14 protein-coding genes are annotated in these 17,683 nt (G+C 59.3%); 5 read left to right on the forward strand and 9 right to left on the reverse strand.

Annotation, left to right across the window (positions count from 1 at the left end; genetic code table 11):
* A partial coding sequence (locus tag WLY71_RS05250) for a transposase domain-containing protein (RefSeq protein ID WP_347802799.1) occupies positions 1 to 89 on the forward strand: 89 nt, incomplete at its 5' end.
* A gap of 357 nt (positions 90 to 446) precedes the next feature.
* On the opposite strand, the gene WLY71_RS05255 is transcribed toward WLY71_RS05250, so the two are convergent.
* The 9 genes from WLY71_RS05255 to mtnA all read right to left on the reverse strand — a co-directional run bounded on the left by WLY71_RS05255 (position 447) and on the right by mtnA (position 13,785).
* The gene (locus WLY71_RS05255) at positions 447 to 1,184 is read right to left on the reverse strand and encodes an NAD-dependent epimerase/dehydratase family protein (RefSeq protein ID WP_347802761.1); all 738 of its coding nucleotides are present in this window, start codon (positions 1,182 to 1,184) and stop codon (positions 447 to 449) included.
* 140 nt (positions 1,185 to 1,324) lie between these two features.
* Entirely contained in the window at positions 1,325 to 3,016 is a 1,692-nt protein-coding gene (rpsA, locus tag WLY71_RS05260) for a 30S ribosomal protein S1 (protein ID WP_008148721.1), read from the reverse strand.
* A gap of 120 nt (positions 3,017 to 3,136) precedes the next feature.
* A complete protein-coding gene (gene cmk / locus WLY71_RS05265; RefSeq protein ID WP_347802762.1) occupies positions 3,137 to 3,826 on the reverse strand; it encodes a (d)CMP kinase in 690 nt (229 codons plus the stop codon).
* The gene (locus WLY71_RS05270; protein ID WP_347802800.1) at positions 3,823 to 6,030 is read right to left on the reverse strand and encodes a bifunctional prephenate dehydrogenase/3-phosphoshikimate 1-carboxyvinyltransferase; all 2,208 of its coding nucleotides are present in this window, start codon (positions 6,028 to 6,030) and stop codon (positions 3,823 to 3,825) included. The genes cmk and WLY71_RS05270 overlap by 4 nt, the downstream gene beginning before the upstream one ends.
* Before the next feature lie 28 nt (positions 6,031 to 6,058).
* Positions 6,059 to 7,171 carry a histidinol-phosphate transaminase gene (gene hisC / locus WLY71_RS05275; protein ID WP_347802763.1) on the reverse strand — a complete coding sequence of 371 codons (1,113 nt, stop codon included), beginning with the start codon at positions 7,169 to 7,171 and terminating at the stop codon, positions 6,059 to 6,061.
* Positions 7,172 to 7,183: 12 nt separating this feature from the next.
* Positions 7,184 to 8,278, reverse strand: coding sequence for a prephenate dehydratase (pheA, locus tag WLY71_RS05280; protein ID WP_007899727.1), 1,095 nt, complete (start codon positions 8,276 to 8,278; stop codon positions 7,184 to 7,186).
* Complete coding sequence (serC, locus tag WLY71_RS05285; protein WP_056744078.1) at positions 8,278 to 9,363, reverse strand: 3-phosphoserine/phosphohydroxythreonine transaminase; 1,086 nt, start codon at positions 9,361 to 9,363, stop codon at positions 8,278 to 8,280. The genes pheA and serC overlap by 1 nt, the downstream gene beginning before the upstream one ends.
* 264 nt (positions 9,364 to 9,627) lie before the next feature.
* Positions 9,628 to 12,285, reverse strand: coding sequence for a DNA gyrase subunit A (gyrA, locus tag WLY71_RS05290; RefSeq protein ID WP_008148713.1), 2,658 nt, complete (start codon positions 12,283 to 12,285; stop codon positions 9,628 to 9,630).
* 423 nt (positions 12,286 to 12,708) lie between these two features.
* Positions 12,709 to 13,785, reverse strand: coding sequence for an S-methyl-5-thioribose-1-phosphate isomerase (mtnA, locus tag WLY71_RS05295; RefSeq protein WP_347802764.1), 1,077 nt, complete (start codon positions 13,783 to 13,785; stop codon positions 12,709 to 12,711).
* A gap of 108 nt (positions 13,786 to 13,893) precedes the next feature.
* Between mtnA and WLY71_RS05300 the strand changes: the two genes are divergently transcribed.
* From WLY71_RS05300 to WLY71_RS05315, 4 genes are all read left to right on the forward strand, one after another.
* Positions 13,894 to 15,228 (forward strand): TRZ/ATZ family hydrolase, encoded by a 1,335-nt coding sequence (locus tag WLY71_RS05300; protein ID WP_347802765.1) that lies wholly within the window; start codon positions 13,894 to 13,896, stop codon positions 15,226 to 15,228.
* Between the two features lie 57 nt (positions 15,229 to 15,285).
* Positions 15,286 to 15,984, forward strand: a complete 699-nt coding sequence (gene ubiG / locus WLY71_RS05305; RefSeq protein ID WP_033055822.1) for a bifunctional 2-polyprenyl-6-hydroxyphenol methylase/3-demethylubiquinol 3-O-methyltransferase UbiG — start codon at positions 15,286 to 15,288, stop codon at positions 15,982 to 15,984.
* A 4-nt stretch (positions 15,985 to 15,988) separates the two neighbouring features.
* A complete protein-coding gene (mupP, locus tag WLY71_RS05310; protein WP_033055824.1) occupies positions 15,989 to 16,660 on the forward strand; it encodes an N-acetylmuramic acid 6-phosphate phosphatase MupP in 672 nt (223 codons plus the stop codon).
* Positions 16,661 to 16,838: 178 nt separating this feature from the next.
* Positions 16,839 to 17,579, forward strand: a complete 741-nt coding sequence (locus WLY71_RS05315; protein WP_347802766.1) for a YciK family oxidoreductase — start codon at positions 16,839 to 16,841, stop codon at positions 17,577 to 17,579.
* Positions 17,580 to 17,683 lie beyond the last annotated feature (104 nt).

A 17,683-nucleotide genomic window follows, 5' to 3' on the forward strand; every position in this document is an offset into this window, starting at 1 on the left:
CCTATCTAAAGGATGTTCTCACGCGCCTGCCGACGCAGCGGGCGAGTGAAATCGAGCAACTGCTTCCGCATAAGTGGCAGCCGGTTTAATCACGCAAGACGTGATGCCCGGACGCATACAAATCGGCCACACATTGCACCACAAAGGAGGCCAGCCAAGGATCCCAAGGAAACCGTCACATCACCCACAGAAGGCAGAACGAGTACTGCTCACCCAGCCTTCGTGTGCATCGTTTTGAAATCCCGGCCCGCCCTGATCAACGCCTGATCTGCACCGAGCGGTGCGCGCCATCCAAGAAGATTGCGGGCTTTACTGGAGTCTACAACCAGAGACCCACAGAGCTGTTCAAAGGCACCTCCCAACCCTGCAACGCGAGCCCCCCAACGCATCAATCCAAGCGGCATAGGCACGAGCGAGATCCGCTTACCCATTCCTTCCGCCAAGCGCTAGACAATCTGTGGTGTAGAAAGATCCACCCCATCAGAAATCAGGAATGTTTCGTTAGCGGCTGCTGGGTGCTCCACACACAGGGAAATGAAATCCACCAGATTCCCCAATGACACCATGCTGCGACGATTATCGACCGATGCAAGTGGCAACGGCAGACCGGTGGCAACCAGCTTCAATAGTCGCCGGAAGTTTCCAGGGGCGTTGCCAGCATATACAAGCGGTGGACGAACGATGACGAGCTCCATTTCAGTACCCTTCAGAAGGTTAAGCAGACCTTGTTCGGCCTCCCACTTGGATATCGCATAGTCCGCTTTAGGGGCAGGTATTGAGAACTCATCGAATGGCGTGTTTGTTGTGCTTGGTCCGTTCACGCCAATGGAGCTAATAAAAATGAAGCGCTTCACACCGGAGGCTAGTGCTTTTCGAGCCAGATTCAGTGTGAATTCAACATTGTCTGCGCGATAGAGATCGAGAGGCGAGCTCGAGGTTTCTTTCAATACGTGCGCGCGACCGGCAAGGTGGATCAGCGCGGTGACGCCTTCAGGAAAAGGCGCATCGGCCCAGGTTACGTTACTGTTGATTATGACTTGAGCTACTTCGCTCGGAACTTCCTGACTCTGACTGCGAACCAGCGCAGTGAGATCCGTATTCTTTTTTGCTATGAGTTGCTGTAGAAGCTCCTGCCCGATAAAGCCGGTAGCTCCGGTGATCAGTATCTTTTGTGAGGGAGTCAAGAATCCTGCTCCGAGAGTCGAAGGATTGAATTCATAGCGCCTATAATTCTGCGAGCTAATGACGTTTATGCGGGACGCATCAAAATTGGCACACAAAAAAGGGCGACCGAAGTCGCCCTTTTTCTATGGTCTGACAGAACTTAGTTCTGTTTTTCCATTTGTGCACGCAACAGGTCGCCCAGAGTGGTAGGACCAGCAGCGATGCTATCCGAAGGCTTGTCTTTCAAGCTCTGGATTGCTTCTTTCTCTTCAGCATCGTCTTTCGACTTGATGGAGAGCTGGATTACGCGGCTCTTGCGGTCAACGCTGATGATCTTGGCTTCTACTTCCTGGCCTTCTTTCAGAACGTTGCGCGCGTCTTCAACGCGGTCACGGCTGATTTCGGAGGCTTTCAGAGTCGCTTCGATATCGTCGGCCAGAGTGATGATGGCGCCTTTAGCGTCAACTTCTTTCACGATGCCTTTAACGATTGCGCCTTTGTCGTTCTCTTGAACGTACTCGGAGAACGGATCGCTTTCCAGTTGCTTGATACCCAGGGAGATGCGCTCGCGCTCTGGGTCAACCGACAGGATAACGGTGTCCAGCTCGTCGCCCTTCTTGAAGCGGCGAACGGCTTCTTCGCCCACTTCGTTCCAGGAGATGTCGGACAGGTGAACCAGACCGTCGATGCCGCCGTCCAGACCAATGAAGATACCGAAATCGGTGATCGACTTGATGGTGCCGGAGATTTTATCGCCCTTGTTGAACTGGCCAGAGAAATCTTCCCATGGGTTAGATTTGCACTGCTTGATGCCGAGGGAGATACGACGACGCTCTTCGTCGATGTCCAGAACCATAACTTCCACTTCGTCGCCGACTTGTACGACTTTCGAAGGGTGGATGTTCTTGTTGGTCCAGTCCATTTCAGAAACGTGTACCAGGCCTTCAACGCCTTCTTCCAGCTCAGCGAAGCAGCCGTAGTCGGTCAGGTTGGTTACACGAGCGGTAACGCGAGTGCTTTCTGGGTAACGGGCTTTGATAGCAACCCATGGATCTTCGCCCAGCTGCTTGAGGCCCAGGGAAACACGATTGCGTTCGCGATCGTACTTCAGAACCTTGACATCGATCTCGTCGCCAACGTTGACGATTTCGGAAGGATGCTTGATACGCTTCCAAGCCATGTCGGTAATGTGCAGCAGGCCATCGACGCCACCCAGATCGACGAATGCGCCGTAATCGGTGAGGTTCTTGACGATACCTTTGACTTGTTGGCCTTCCTGCAGGGATTCCAGCAGAGCTTCACGCTCAGCGGAGTTCTCGGCTTCGAGGACGCTACGACGGGAAACGACAACGTTGTTGCGTTTCTGGTCAAGCTTGATGACCTTGAATTCCAGCTCTTTGCCTTCCAGGTGCGTGGTGTCGCGCACTGGACGAACGTCAACCAGAGAACCTGGCAGGAACGCACGGATGCCGTTAACGTCGACAGTGAAGCCGCCTTTAACCTTACCGTTGATAACGCCCTTGACCACTTCTTCGGCTGCGAAGGCTGCTTCCAGAACAATCCAGCATTCAGCGCGCTTGGCTTTTTCACGGGACAGCTTGGTTTCACCAAAGCCGTCTTCAACCGAGTCCAGAGCAACGTGAACTTCGTCACCGACGTTGATAGTCAGTTCGCCAGCATCGTTGTAGAACTGCTCAAGCGGGATGAGTGCTTCAGACTTCAGGCCAGCGTGAACGGTTACCCAGCGAGCCTGGTAATCGATATCAACGATAACACCGGTGATGATGGAGCCTGCCTGAAGGTTCAGGGTTTTTAGGCTTTCTTCAAAGAGTTCCGCAAAGCTTTCGCTCATTTTAATTCCTGTTGAATAAGGGCGAAGGATACGCCCATCTCCACGTCCCAGACGACGTGGGTTATGTTCATTAGAAGAAACACCGCAAGACTATGACTGGTCCCCTACGGAGTTTCTTGGTCACCCGACGATATCGCGAATGGCGATCTCGCTCATGATGCGTTCCAGCACCTGATCGATGGATAATTCCGTGGAATCCAGCTGTATGGCGTCAGCCGCCGGCTTGAGCGGGGCTACCGCTCGCTGGGTGTCACGCTCATCGCGGACACGTATCTCATCTAGCAGACTCGACAGACTAACACCATCGACTTTGCCCTTCAACTGCAAGTATCGACGGCGCGCACGCTCCTCGGCACTGGCAGTGAGGAATATCTTCAGCGGTGCATCCGGGAAAACCACCGTGCCCATGTCGCGACCATCGGCCACCAGACCCGGAGCCTCCTGAAACGCCCGCTGGCGCTGGAGCAGCGCATCACGCACTGCCGGCAGTGCAGCGACCTGGGAAGCCCAGGCGCCAACTTGTTCGTTGCGCAAATCATCAGTGACATCGTCACCTTCGAGAATGATCCGCTGCGGATGACCTTCGGTCGCACCGACGAATTGCACGTCCAGATGAGCGGCCAGCAGCTTCAGCGACTCTTCATTGGTCAGATCGACGCCATGATTACGCGCGGCGAATGCCAGCAGACGGTACAGCGCACCGGAATCCAGCAGGCACCAGCCCAGGCGCTTGGCCAGAATCCCGGCAATAGTGCCTTTGCCCGAACCGCTAGGCCCGTCGATGGTGATGACCGGTGGCTTGATAATCACGACTGAGCCTCTTGTGCAACACGAATACCGACCTGCGCACACAGCGCGAGGAAGTTCGGGAACGACGTCGCGACGTTGGCACAGTCATGAATGCGGATCGGTGCAGTGGCGCGCAGCGAAGCGACGCTGAAGGCCATGGCAATCCGGTGATCGCCGTGACCGTGCACTTCGCCGCCGCCGATCTGGCCGCCGTCGATGATGATGCCGTCCGGGGTCGGTTCGCATTTGACGCCAAGTGCCAGCAAGCCATCCGCCATGACCTGAATCCGGTCCGACTCTTTAACCCGCAGCTCTTCGGCGCCGCGTAGGATGGTGCGCCCTTCGGCACAGGCCGCGGCCACGAACAGCACCGGGAATTCGTCGATGGCCAGCGGAACCAGCGCTTCGGGAATCTCGATACCTTTGAGTTTAGCTGCACGTACGCGCAGGTCCGCAACCGGCTCACCGCCGACTTCACGCTGGTTTTCCAGAGTGATATCAGCACCCATCAGACGCAGAATATCGATCACACCGGTACGGGTCGGGTTGATGCCTACGTGCTCAAGCACCAGCTCAGAACCTTCGGCGATCGACGCGGCCACCAGGAAGAACGCGGAAGACGAGATGTCGCCCGGCACTTCAATGTGGGTCGCGGTCAGTTTGTGGCCGGACTCGACCGACGCGGTCGCACCGTTGACGGAGACCGGGTAGCCGAAGCCACGCAGCATGCGCTCGGTGTGGTCGCGGGTTGGAGCCGGTTCAGTGACGGTGGTTTTGCCTTCGGCGTACAAACCCGCCAGCAGCAGGCAGGATTTAACCTGGGCACTGGCCATCGGCATGGTGTAGGTCAGGCCTTTGAGCTTGTTGCCGCCGCGAATGGTCATCGGTGGACGACCTTCAGCAGCGGTCTCGATCACGGCGCCCATTTCACGCAGCGGATTGGCCACGCGATTCATCGGCCGCTTGGACAGCGAAGCATCGCCCGTCAGCGTGCTGTCGAAGTTCTGCGCAGCCAACAGGCCAGACAGCAGACGCATCGACGTGCCGGAGTTGCCCAGGTAGATCGGGCCCGGCGCGGGCTTCAAGCCATGCAGGCCGACGCCGTGAATGGTCACGCGACCGTGGTGCGGACCTTCGATCACGACGCCCATGTCGCGGAAGGCTTGCAAGGTTGCCAGGGCGTCTTCGCCCTCGAGGAAACCTTCCACTTCGGTGACACCTTCAGCCAGGGAGCCGAGCATGATCGAACGGTGGGAAATCGATTTGTCGCCCGGTACTCGAATCCGCCCAGTCAGGCGGCCACCAGGTTGTGCCAGGAAAATCAGGTCGTTGGAATTCATAGCGTCCACATAAGCCCGGCGGGCCAGGATTTTACTGAAATGTTCGCGGGCAACCCGGGCGCGAGTGAAAACGCCCAACAATTGGTGCCCATCCCCTGCATCGACCGCGTCGCGCAAGGCGTCGAGATCGCTGCGAAATGTATCGAGTGTGCGCAGGACAGCTTCGCGGTTGGCGAGGAAGATGTCGTGCCACATGACCGGGTCGCTACCCGCGATTCTTGTGAAATCGCGGAAACCGCCCGCAGCGTAACGGAAGATCTCAAGGTTTTCATTGCGCTTGGCCAACGAATCGACCAAACCGAACGCCAACAAGTGCGGCAAATGGCTGGTCGCCGCCCACACTTCGTCATGACGCTCGACCTGCATGTGCTCGACATCGGCGCCCAATTCGCGCCACAACCGGTCGACCACTGCCAGGGCTGCCGGATCGGTTTGATCCAGCGGCGTCAGAATCACTTTATGGCGACGGAACAGTTCGGCGTTGGAGGCTTCCACCCCGCTCTGCTCGGAGCCGGCAATCGGATGCCCCGGCACGAAACGCGCCGGCATGCCGCCAAACGCTTCGGTTGCCGCCCGCACCACATTGCCTTTGGCGCTGCCAACGTCGGTCAGAATTGCTTGCCCCAGGTCCATGCCGGCCAATTGGCCGAGCATTTTTTCCATGGCGAGGATCGGTACGGCCAGCTGAATCACGTCGGCGCCCTGGCATGCAGCGGCCAGGTCTTCTTCGCAGCGATCCACCACACCCAACTCAACCGCCAGTTTGCGCGACTGCGGGTCGAGATCGACCCCGACCACTTCGCGGCACAGGCCGCTTTCACGCAAACCCTTGGCAAACGAACCGCCGATCAGCCCCAGACCGACCACCACCAGGCGACCGATAATAGGTTCAGCAGATTGCAGTGCAGTGACATCAACCACAAGCCAGAACCTTGGTCAGCGCTTCGAGGAAGCGGCTGTTTTCCGCCGGCAAACCGATGGTGATGCGCAAGTGGTTCGGCATGCCGTAATTGGCCACCGGACGTACGATCACGCCTTCGCGCAGCAAGCCCTGGAAGACCGGCGTCGCAACACGGCCCAGATCGACGCAGATGAAGTTGCCCTTGGACGGAATCCAGATCAACCCCAGCTCACGGAAACCCGCTTCCAGCTGCTGCATGCCAGACTCGTTCAGGCGACGGCTTTCAGCCAGGTAATCGGTGTCTTGCAGCGCAGCGCACGCAGCGGCCAGGGCCAGGCTGTTGACGTTGAACGGCTGACGCACTCGGTTCAGCACATCCGCAACCACCGCCGTGGACAAGCCATAGCCGACCCGCAATGCCGCCAAGCCATAAGCCTTGGAGAATGTGCGCGAAACCAACAGGTTCGGGTAGGCCGCCAGATAGTCCAGGCCATCCGGCAAGTCGCTGCCTTCTGCGTATTCGATATAAGCCTCGTCCAGCACCACCAGCACGTGTTCCGGTACGTCCTGCAGGAATTCGTCCAGCGCCTCGGCGCCGAACCAGGTCCCGGTCGGGTTGTTCGGGTTGGCGATGAACACCACGCGGGTATCAGCATCGATCGCGGCCAGCATGGCCGACAGATCATGACCCCAGTCTTTGGCCGGGATCACTTTGGCCTGGGCGCCAACGGCTTGGGTGACGATCGGATAGACCGCAAACGCGTGCTCGCTGAACACGGCGTTCAGACCCGGCGCCAGATAGGCACGGGCGACCAGTTCCAGAATGTCGTTGGAACCGTTGCCCAGCGTCACCTGATTGAGCTCGACGCGGCACTGATCGGCCAGCAAGGTCTTGAGCGCAAAACCGTTGCCGTCCGGATAACGGGTCAGCTCGGCCAATTCTTCGCGAATCGCCGCCAGAGCCTTGGGGCTGGCGCCCAACGGGTTTTCGTTGCTGGCCAGTTTGACGATGCTGGCCGGATCGATGTTCAGCTCGCGCGCCAGTTCGTCCACGGGCTTGCCCGGAACGTAAGGCGAAAGTTGTTGCACGCCCGGCTGTGCCAGAGCGAGGAAGTCACCACTCATTTGCTACCGCCCTTAGAGAACTGCTTTCGGGTAGGAACCCAGCACTTTGAGTGCCACTGCTTCCTGACTGATCTTTTCCAACACACCTTTGACCAGTGGGTCGCGGTGGTGGCCGACGAAGTCGATGAAGAACACGTAGGTCCATTTACCGCTGCGCGACGGACGCGTCTCGATGCGCGTCAGGTCGATGCCGTTGTCGTGGAACGGCACCAGCAACTCGTGAAGTGCGCCAGGCTTGTTGCTCATGGAGACGATGATCGAAGTCTTGTCGTCGCCGGTCGGCGGCACTTCCTGGCTGCCGATCATCAGGAACCGCGTGGAGTTGTCCGGACGATCCTCGATTTTCTCGGCCAGACGGGTCAGCCCGTACAAGCCTGCGGCCATGTCGCCGGCAATCGCCGCCGAGTTCCACTCACCCTTGACCCGCTTGGCCGCTTCGGCGTTGCTGGACACCGCTACGCGCTCGACATTCGGGTAATGCGCGTCCAGCCACTTGCGGCACTGGGCCAGGGACTGGGCGTGGGAATAGATACGGCTGATGCTGTCGGTCTTGGTGTTCTCACCGACCAACAGGTGGTGGTGAATCCGCAGCTCGACTTCGCCACAGATCACCATGTCGTGTTCGAGGAAGCTGTCGAGGGTGTGGTTGACCGCGCCTTCGGTGGAGTTTTCCACCGGGACCACGCCAAAGTTCACCGCACCGGCCGCCACTTCACGGAACACTTCGTCGATCGCTGCCATTGGCTTGCTGATCACCGCGTGGCCGAAGTGCTTCATGGCCGCCGCTTGGGTGAAGGTGCCTTCAGGGCCGAGGTATGCCACTTTCAGCGGCTGCTCGAGGGCCAGGCACGAGGACATGATTTCGCGGAACAACCGCGCCATCTCTTCGTTGCCCAGCGGCCCCTGGTTGCGCTCCATGACACGCTTGAGCACCTGAGCTTCACGCTCAGGACGATAGAACACCGGCACTTCGCCTTCGGCCAGCGAGGCCATCTTTACTCGCGCAACTTCCTGGGCGCAGCGTGCGCGCTCACTGATCAGTTCCAGGACTTTCTCGTCCAGGGCATCAATGCGCAGGCGCAGTGCCTTGAGTTCTTGCTCAGACATTAGCCGTGTTCCTTCTCGAACTCTGCCATGTACGAAATCAGTGCGTTGACCGCAACGATGTCGACGGCGTTATAGATGGAGGCACGCATGCCGCCCACGGAACGGTGACCCTTGAGGTTCAACAGGCCACGCTCTTCGGCACCGACCAGGAATGGCTTGTCGAGACGGTCGTCAGCCAGGCGGAACGGCACGTTCATCCACGAGCGATCCGACTTGTTGATCGGGTTGCTGTACAAGCCGCTGGCGTCGATGAAGTCGTACAGCGTGCGCTGTTTAACTTCGTTGAGCTTGCCGATGGCTTCAACACCACCCTGCTCTTTCAGCCACTCGAATACCAGACCCGAGAGGTACCAGGCCAGGGTTGGCGGGGTGTTGTACATCGAGCCGTTGTCGGCGGCGACCTTGTAGTTGAGCATGGTCGGGCACAGGGAACGGGCGTGACCCAGCAGGTCTTCGCGAACGATGTTGACGACGATGCCGCTCGGGCCGATGTTTTTCTGGGCACCGGCGTAGATCATGCCAAAGCGCGAAACATCGATCGGACGCGAGAGAATGTCGGAAGACATGTCGGCCACCAGCGGAACATCACCGGTTTCCGGGACCCAGTTGAATTCCAGGCCGCCGATGGTTTCGTTCGGCGCGTAGTGAACGTAGGCCGCGTCTTTCGACAGGTTCCATTCGTTCTGACCGGGAATAGCGAAATAGTCGTAAGGCTTGGCGGTAGCGGCAACGTTGACGTTTCCGTAGCGCGAAGCTTCTTCGATGGCTTTCTGCGACCAGATACCGGTGTCGATATAGTCGGCCGTGCCGCTTTCCGGCAACAGGTTCAGAGGAATCTGAGCAAATTGCTGGCTGGCGCCACCTTGCAGAAACAGCACTTTGTAGTTCGAGGGGATATTCAGCAGATCACGCAGATCCTGCTCGGCCTTGGTGGCGATGGACACGAACTCATCACTGCGATGGCTCATTTCCATGACCGACAGGCCCTTGCCGTGCCAATCAAGGAGTTCACCCTGGGCGCGCTGCAGGACAGCTTCGGGAAGTGCCGCAGGACCGGCACAGAAGTTATAGGCTCTCTTGCTCACATCCAATCTCGCTCTGATTTGGTGGTATCACGCAATAAATCACAACATCAATCGACCCCGATCTCGGTTGAAGCAAGTTTTTGTGGGAGCTGGCTTGCCTGCGATTGCATCACCGCGGTACGCAAGACACACCGCGGTGCCTGCATCGCGGGCAAGCCCGGCTCCCACAAAAGCCCTTCCACACAGGATCTTCGTGGGTGTCGATATTTTCAACCGGGACAAACAACAAGGGGGCGAATTCTCATCCGCCCCCTGTCTGTCCGCTTACTCCTGCGGTTCTTCGTCGGCTGCGGCGTCGAGTTGCTGATCTTCGACAACGTCGTCAATCACGACTTCGCCGTCGAACACTGCACCCTCTTCACCTTCTTCCAGCTCTTCACCTTCGACTTCCGACGGCTCCTGAACCCGCTCCAGACCTACCAGCGTTTCATCGCTGGCCAGTTTGATGAGTGTCACGCCCTGGGTGTTACGACCCAGGCTGGAAACTTCGTCGACACGGGTACGAACCAAAGTGCCCTGGTCGGAAATCAGCATGATTTCCTCACCATCGAGCACCTGGACTGCACCGACCAGACGGCCGTTACGGTCGTTGCTGACCATGGCGATAACGCCCTGACCGCCACGTTTGTACTCAGGGAACTCGGTGATCGCCGTGCGCTTGCCGAAACCACGGGCCGAAGCGGTGAGGATCTGGCTGCCTTCTTCCGGGATCAGCATGGAAATCAGCTTCTGGCCTTCCGGCAGACGCATGCCGCGGACACCGCGAGCGGTTCGGCCCATGGCGCGAACGTCGGTTTCCTTGAAGCGAGTGACCTTGCCGCCGTCGGAGAACAGCATGACTTCGCGCTCGCCATCGGTAATGGCGGCAGAAATCAGTACGTCACCTTCATCCAGCTCCAGCGCGATCAGACCGACGCTGCGTTGACGGCTGAAGGATTCCAGCGGGGTCTTCTTCACGGTGCCTTTGGCAGTGGCCATGAAGATGAAGTGACCTTCGGTGTATTCGTCGACCGGCAGCATGGTGGTGATGTATTCATCACTGTCCAGCGGCAGCAGGTTGACCAGCGGACGACCACGGGCAGCGCGGGACGCTTCCGGGATTTCGTAGGTTTTCAGCCAGTACACTTTGCCTTTGCTGGAGAACAGCAGCAGCGTGGTGTGGCTGTTGGCGACCAGCAGGTGTGCGATGTAGTCCTCATCCTTCACGCCAGTAGCCGATTTGCCTTTACCGCCACGACGCTGAGCCTGGTACGCAGCCAATGGCTGGGTCTTGGCGTAGCCACCGTGGGAAATGGTCACGACGCGTTCTTCTTCCGGGATCATGTCACCCAGGGTCAGGTCGAGACGGGCATCGAGAATCTCGGTGCGGCGCACGTCGCCGTATTCGGCGCGGATCACTTCCAGTTCTTCGCGGATCACTTCCATCAGGCGCGTGGCGCTGCTGAGGATGCGGATCAGCTCGCCGATCTGGTTGAGGATCTCTTGATACTCGGCCAGCAGCTTTTCGTGTTCCAGGCCGGTCAGGCGGTGCAGACGCAGTTCCAGAATGGCTTGCGCCTGTTCCGGCGACAGGAAGTACTTGCCTTCGCGCAGACCGTATTGCGGGTCCAGGGTCTCTGGACGGCAAGAGTCAGCGCCGGCACGCTCAACCATCGCGACCACGGCGGAAGATTCCCACGCAGTCTTGATCAGCGCTTCCTTGGCTTCCGACGGCGTTGGCGAGGCTTTGATCAGGGCGATGACCGGGTCGATGTTCGACAGGGCAACCGCTTGACCTTCCAGAATGTGACCCCGTTCGCGCGCTTTACGCAGTTCGAACACGGTACGGCGGGTAACGACTTCGCGACGGTGACGAACGAAGGCTTCCAGCAGGTCCTTGAGGTTCAGGATCCGCGGACGGCCGTCGATCAGCGCGACGATGTTGATACCGAACACAGCTTGCAGCTGGGTCTGGGCGTAGAGGTTGTTGAGGATCACCTCAGGCACTTCGCCGCGACGCAGTTCGATCACGACGCGCATACCGTCCTTGTCGGACTCGTCGCGCAGTTCGGTGATGCCTTCGAGCTTCTTCTCTTTTACCAGCTCGGCGATCTTCTCGATCAGACGAGCCTTGTTCAGCTGGTAAGGGAGTTCGGTGATGACGATCTGCTGACGGCCACCGACCTTGTCGATATCTTCGATCATCGAGCGGGCGCGCATGTAAATGCGGCCGCGACCGGTGCGGTAGGCTTCGATGATGCCGGCGCGACCGTTGATGATCGCGGCGGTCGGGAAGTCCGGACCGGGGATGTATTGCATCAGCTCATCGATGGTCAACTCAGGGTTGTCGATGAGTGCCAGGCAACCGTCGATGACTTCACCGAGGTTGTGCGGCGGGATGTTGGTCGCCATGCCCACGGCGATACCGCTGGAGCCGTTGACCAACAGGTTGGGAATACGGGTCGGCATGACCGCCGGGATCATTTCGGTGCCGTCGTAGTTCGGCACCCAGTCCACGGTTTCTTTGTGCAGGTCAGCCAGCAGCTCGTGCGCCAGCTTGGTCATGCGCACTTCGGTGTATCGCATGGCGGCGGCGTTGTCGCCGTCCACGGAACCGAAGTTGCCTTGACCGTCTACCAGCAGGTAGCGCAGCGAGAATGGCTGCGCCATCCGAACGATGGTGTCGTACACCGCGGTATCACCGTGAGGGTGATACTTACCGATCACGTCACCGACAACACGGGCAGATTTCTTGTACGGCTTGTTGAAGTCGTTGCCCAGCTCGCTCATCGCGAACAGCACACGCCGGTGCACGGGCTTCAAGCCATCGCGCGCATCCGGCAGCGCCCGCCCGACAATTACGCTCATCGCGTAGTCGAGGTAGGACTGCTTCAGCTCGTCTTCGATATTGACCGGGAGGATTTCTTTGGCCAGTTCGCCCATGAGAAGCCTGATTCCTTTTTCTGGTGAAACTTCGTCACATCCATATGGGACGAACGAAGCTCGCCGCTGCAGGCTGAGTGCCATGCACCGACTTACGACAAATCAACGAGTTATGCCATGGATCTGCGCAGTAAAGGCAGCCACATCGGGCTACCTTGGAAACCGCCGGATGTTATCACAAGAGCCGCCACGCACCTATCCCCCTGATGCGCATGGAGCATAGTTAGTTGACCGGTGACAGGCTTGAAGGGGACGAGAGAGGCTTAGAGGGTTGCCGAATACAGAATTCAAGCTGATTTGTTGACTTTGCGGGCCCTATCGCGAGCAAGCTCGCTCCCACACTGATCGTATCTAACTGAAGATCTCGGTCAAATGTGGGAGCGAGCTTGCTCGCGATAGCGTCTCATCAGACACCAGATATCTTTAATGCAGACGCTTGCGACACATCAACTGCGCCATTTTCGCGGTGTCCGGGCGCTCGACGATGCCTTTTTCGGTGACGATCGCATCGATCAAATCCGCCGGGGTCACGTCGAACACCGGGTTGAACGCATCGACATCCGCCCCGACCCGCTTGCCGCCGACTTCCAGCAACTCGCGACCATCGCGTTCTTCAATCGGGATGTCATCACCGCTGGCCAGGTTCATGTCGATGGTCGAACTCGGCGCCACCACCATGAAACGCACGCCGTGGTGCATGGCGTTCACCGCCAGTTGATAGGTGCCGATCTTGTTGGCCACGTCGCCATTGGCGGTGATCCGGTCAGCGCCGACGATTACCCAGGTAATGCCCTTGGTCTTCATGATGTGGGCGGCGGCGGAGTCGGCATTGAGCGTCACGGGAATGCCTTCGTTGGCCAGCTCCCATGCAGTCAGCCGCGAACCTTGCAGCCATGGACGGGTTTCGTCGGCATAGACGCGCTCGACCATGCCTTCAATGAAAGCGCCACGAATGACGCCAAGTGCCGTGCCAAAGCCGCCGGTGGCCAGAGCGCCGGTGTTGCAGTGGGTCAGAATCGCCTGGGCGTTGCCCTGGTGCTTGCGAATCAGTTCCACGCCCAGTTGCGCCATGGTCAGGTTGGCTTCGCGATCACTCTCGTGAATGGCGATAGCCTCCGCCTCCAGCACCGCCAGCGGATCGGCGTGATGCTTCAGACGCTCAAGCCGGTCGCGCATGCGGCCCAGGGCCCAGAACAGGTTGACCGCGGTCGGACGAGAATCGGCGAGCAGCGCGAAATCCTCTTCCAGCGCCGCCTGCCAGTCACCGCCCTCGGCAAACCGCGCGCGGGCCGCCAGCACAACACCATAGGCGGCACTGATGCCAATCGCCGGCGCGCCGCGCACCACCATCGAACGAATGGCCTCGGCCACGCCAGCAGCGCTGGTGTAGGCGATCCAGGTTTCCTCGAACGGCAAAATACGCTGATCCAGCAGGTAAAGGGCGCCATCACGCCAATCGATGGCCTTCACCTTCTCCGCAGCCAACAGTCGATCGCGCATCCCTCACCCCGCACTCATGAACAAAAGCCGTCGATTATAGCGATCCCCCTGCGAAGACGCTCGGGTATACTTCGCCATCCTTTACAAAAGCTCTGGAACCGACTCTCGATGCCGAACACTGCCGCTGCGCTCGACTTGCTATTGCTGCCGACCTGGCTGGTACCCGTCGAACCCGCTGGCGTTGTCCTCAAAGAGCACGCCCTGGGCATCCGCGACGGACGCATCGTATTCATTGGCCCACGTTCGGCTGCGCTGAAGCTTGACGCAACCGAAGTCCGCGAACTGCCGGACATGTTGCTCTGCCCTGGCTTGATCAATGCCCACGGGCATGCGGCGATGACACTGTTCCGTGGCCTGGCCGATGATCTGCCCCTGATGACCTGGCTGGAAAACCACATCTGGCCGGCCGAAGCCAAGTGGGTCGATGAAGCTTTCGTACGTGATGGCACTGACCTGGCGATCGCCGAGCAGATCAAAGGTGGCATCACCTGCTTCTCTGACATGTATTTCTTCTCGAAGGTTGCCAGCGAGCGCGTCCATAACAGCGGCATTCGCGCGCAAATCGCCATTCCGATCCTCGATTTCCCGATTCCGGGCGCCAGCACGGCGGATGAAGCCATTCGTCAGGGCGTCGAACTGTTCAACGATCTCAAGCACCACGAGCGTATCAAAGTCACCTTCGGCCCCCATGCACCCTACACCGTGGGCGACGAGAACCTGGAGAAAATCCGGGTGATCGCCGAAGAACTGGACGCCTCGATCCATATGCACGTGCATGAAACGGCTTATGAAGTGCAGCAGTCCGTCGAGCAGCGCGGCGAACGCCCATTGGCCCGACTTGGGCGCCTGGGTTTGTTGGGGCCGCGCTTCCAGGCCGTCCACATGACTCAGATCAGCGACGAAGACCTGGTGTTGCTGGTAGAAAGCAACACCAACGTGATTCATTGCCCGGAATCCAACCTGAAGCTGGCCAGCGGGTTCTGCCCGGTGGAGCGCTTGTGGCAGGCTGGCGTCAATGTGGCGGTCGGCACCGATGGCTCGGCCAGCAACAACGACCTGGACCTGCTCGGCGAAACCCGCACCGCCGCCTTGCTGGCCAAAGCCGTCGCCGGCTCGGCCACTGCGCTGGATGCCCATCGCGCCCTGCGCATGGCCACGCTCAACGGTGCCCGTGCGCTGGGGATAGAGGCTGACGTCGGTTCGCTGGAAGTCGGCAAAGCAGCGGACATCGTCGCGTTCGACCTCTCCGGCCTGGCGCAGCAACCGGTCTATGACCCGGTTTCGCAGCTTATATATGCCACCGGCCGTGATTGCGTGAAACACCTTTGGGTCGCCGGCAAGCAACTGCTCGACGACCGCCGCCTGACTCGTCTGGATGAAGAACAGCTCTGCGCCACCGCCAAGGCCTGGGGCCAACGCATCAGCGGCCATACCGAATCGTAAGCACCCCGGACTACCCGCCGGGGCAACAGGATTTTTCAAGTTTTAGAGGACTTAACCATGAGCAACGTCGACTACGCCGAAATCGCCAAATTCGAAGCCCTGGCCCATCGCTGGTGGGACCGCGAAAGCGAGTTCAAACCGCTGCACGACATCAACCCGCTGCGGGTCAACTGGATTGACGAGCGGGTCAACCTGGCCGGCAAGAAAGTCCTCGACGTCGGTTGCGGCGGCGGCATCCTCAGCGAAGCCATGGCCCAGCGCGGCGCCACCGTGATGGGCATCGACATGGGCGAAGCGCCGTTGGCGGTCGCGCAACTGCATCAACTGGAATCCGGCGTGAGCGTCGAATACCGGCAGATCACCGCCGAAGCCCTGGCTGAAGAAATGCCCGAGCAGTTCGACGTGGTCACGTGCCTGGAAATGCTCGAGCACGTGCCGGACCCGTCTTCGGTGATCCGCGCTTGCTTCCGCATGGTCAAGCCCGGCGGCCAGGTGTTCTTCTCCACCATCAACCGCAACCCGAAGGCGTACCTGTTCGCCATCGTCGGCGCGGAATACATCATGAAGCTGCTGCCTCGCGGCACCCACGATTTCAAGAAATTCATTCGCCCGTCCGAGCTGGGTGCCTGGAGCCGCATGGCCGGCCTGACCGTCAAGGACATCATCGGCCTGACCTACAACCCGCTGACCAAGCACTACAAACTGGCCTCCGACGTGGACGTCAACTACATGATCCAGACCCTGCGGGAGGAGTAAGCCGATGCGTATCAGAGCAGTTCTTTTCGACATGGACGGCACCCTGCTCGACACCGCGCCGGACTTCATTGCGATCTGTCAGGCGATGCGTGCCGACCGCGGCCTGCCGCCAATGAACGACAAACACATTCGCGACGAAATTTCCGGTGGCGCCAAGGCGATGGTCGCCGTGACCTTCTCCATGGACCCGGAATCACCGGGTTTCGAGGAATTGCGCCTGGAGTTCCTGGAGCGTTACCTCGCCGGTTGCGCGGTTCACAGCAAACTCTTCGACGGCATGGGCGAACTGCTGGCCGACATCGAGAAGGCCAACCTGATCTGGGGCGTGGTCACCAACAAGCCGCTGCGGTTCGCTGAACCGATCATGCAACAGCTTGGCCTGGCCGAGCGCTCGGCGCTGTTGATCTGCCCGGACCATGTGAAGAACAGCAAACCGGACCCCGAGCCGTTGATCCTGGCGTGCAAGATGCTCGACCTGGACCCGGCCAGCGTGCTGTTTGTGGGTGATGACTTGCGTGATATCGAATCCGGTCGCGATGCCGGCACCAAGACGGCCGCCGTGACCTATGGCTACATTCATCCAGACGATAACCCGCGGCATTGGGGCGCGGATGTGGTGGTCGATCATCCGCTGGAGTTGCGCAAGGTGCTGGATAGCGCGCTGTGTGGGTGCTGAAAATCGATTTCAAGCTTCGGGTATGTGGCGTGAATGCTGACGCCTTCGCGGGCAAGCCCGCTCCCACAGGGTTCTGGTGGCGAATACAAATTGTGTAAACACCCTCGACTCTTGTGGGAGCGGGCTTGCCCGCGATTGGCCGCGCCGCGATCTGTCTTCTGTTTTTGTGAGGTTTCTTATGTTTGATTATTCCGCCCGCCCAGAATTGCTCAAGGACCGGGTCATTCTGGTCACCGGCGCTGGCCGTGGCATCGGCGCTGCCGCCGCAAAAACCTTCGCCGCACACGGCGCCACCGTGCTGCTGCTGGGCAAGACCGAAGCCAACCTGATTCAGATCTACGACGAAATCGAAGCCGCCGGCCATCCACAACCGGCCGTGATCCCGTTCAACCTGGAAACCGCCCTGCCCCATCAATACGATGAGCTGGCAGCGATGATCGAAACCGAATTCGGCCATCTCGACGGTTTGCTGCACAACGCGTCGATCATTGGCCCGCGTACGCCGATCGAGCAGCTGTCCGGCGAAAACTTCATGCGGGTCATGAAAGTCAACGTCAACGCCATGTTCATGCTCACCAGCACCCTGTTGCCGCTGCTCAAGCTGTCCCAGGACGCTTCGGTGGTGTTCACCTCCAGCAGCGTCGGCCGCAAGGGTCGTGCGTATTGGGGTGCTTACGGCGTGTCCAAGTTCGCCACCGAAGGTTTGATGCAAACCCTGGCCGACGAAGTCGACACCGTGGCACCGGTGCGTTCCAACAGCATCAACCCGGGCGCCACCCGCACCAGCATGCGCGCCCAGGCTTATCCCGGTGAAAACCCGCTGAACAACCCGACGCCCGAGGAGATCATGCCGGTCTACCTCTACCTGATGGGTCCGGACAGCACCGGCATCAACGGCCAGGCGTTCAACGCTCAGTAACGCCTGCGCATTGCTTTTGTGCTGCGACGGCTTCCCGTCGCGGCACTCAAAGTGCGCCACAACCACACTGATGCAAGTCAAACAACTGTCACCGCGTTCGGAAA

It is taken from the genome of Pseudomonas rossensis, from assembly GCF_039888995.1.
In the GTDB taxonomy this organism is placed as follows: domain Bacteria; phylum Pseudomonadota; class Gammaproteobacteria; order Pseudomonadales; family Pseudomonadaceae; genus Aquipseudomonas; species Aquipseudomonas rossensis.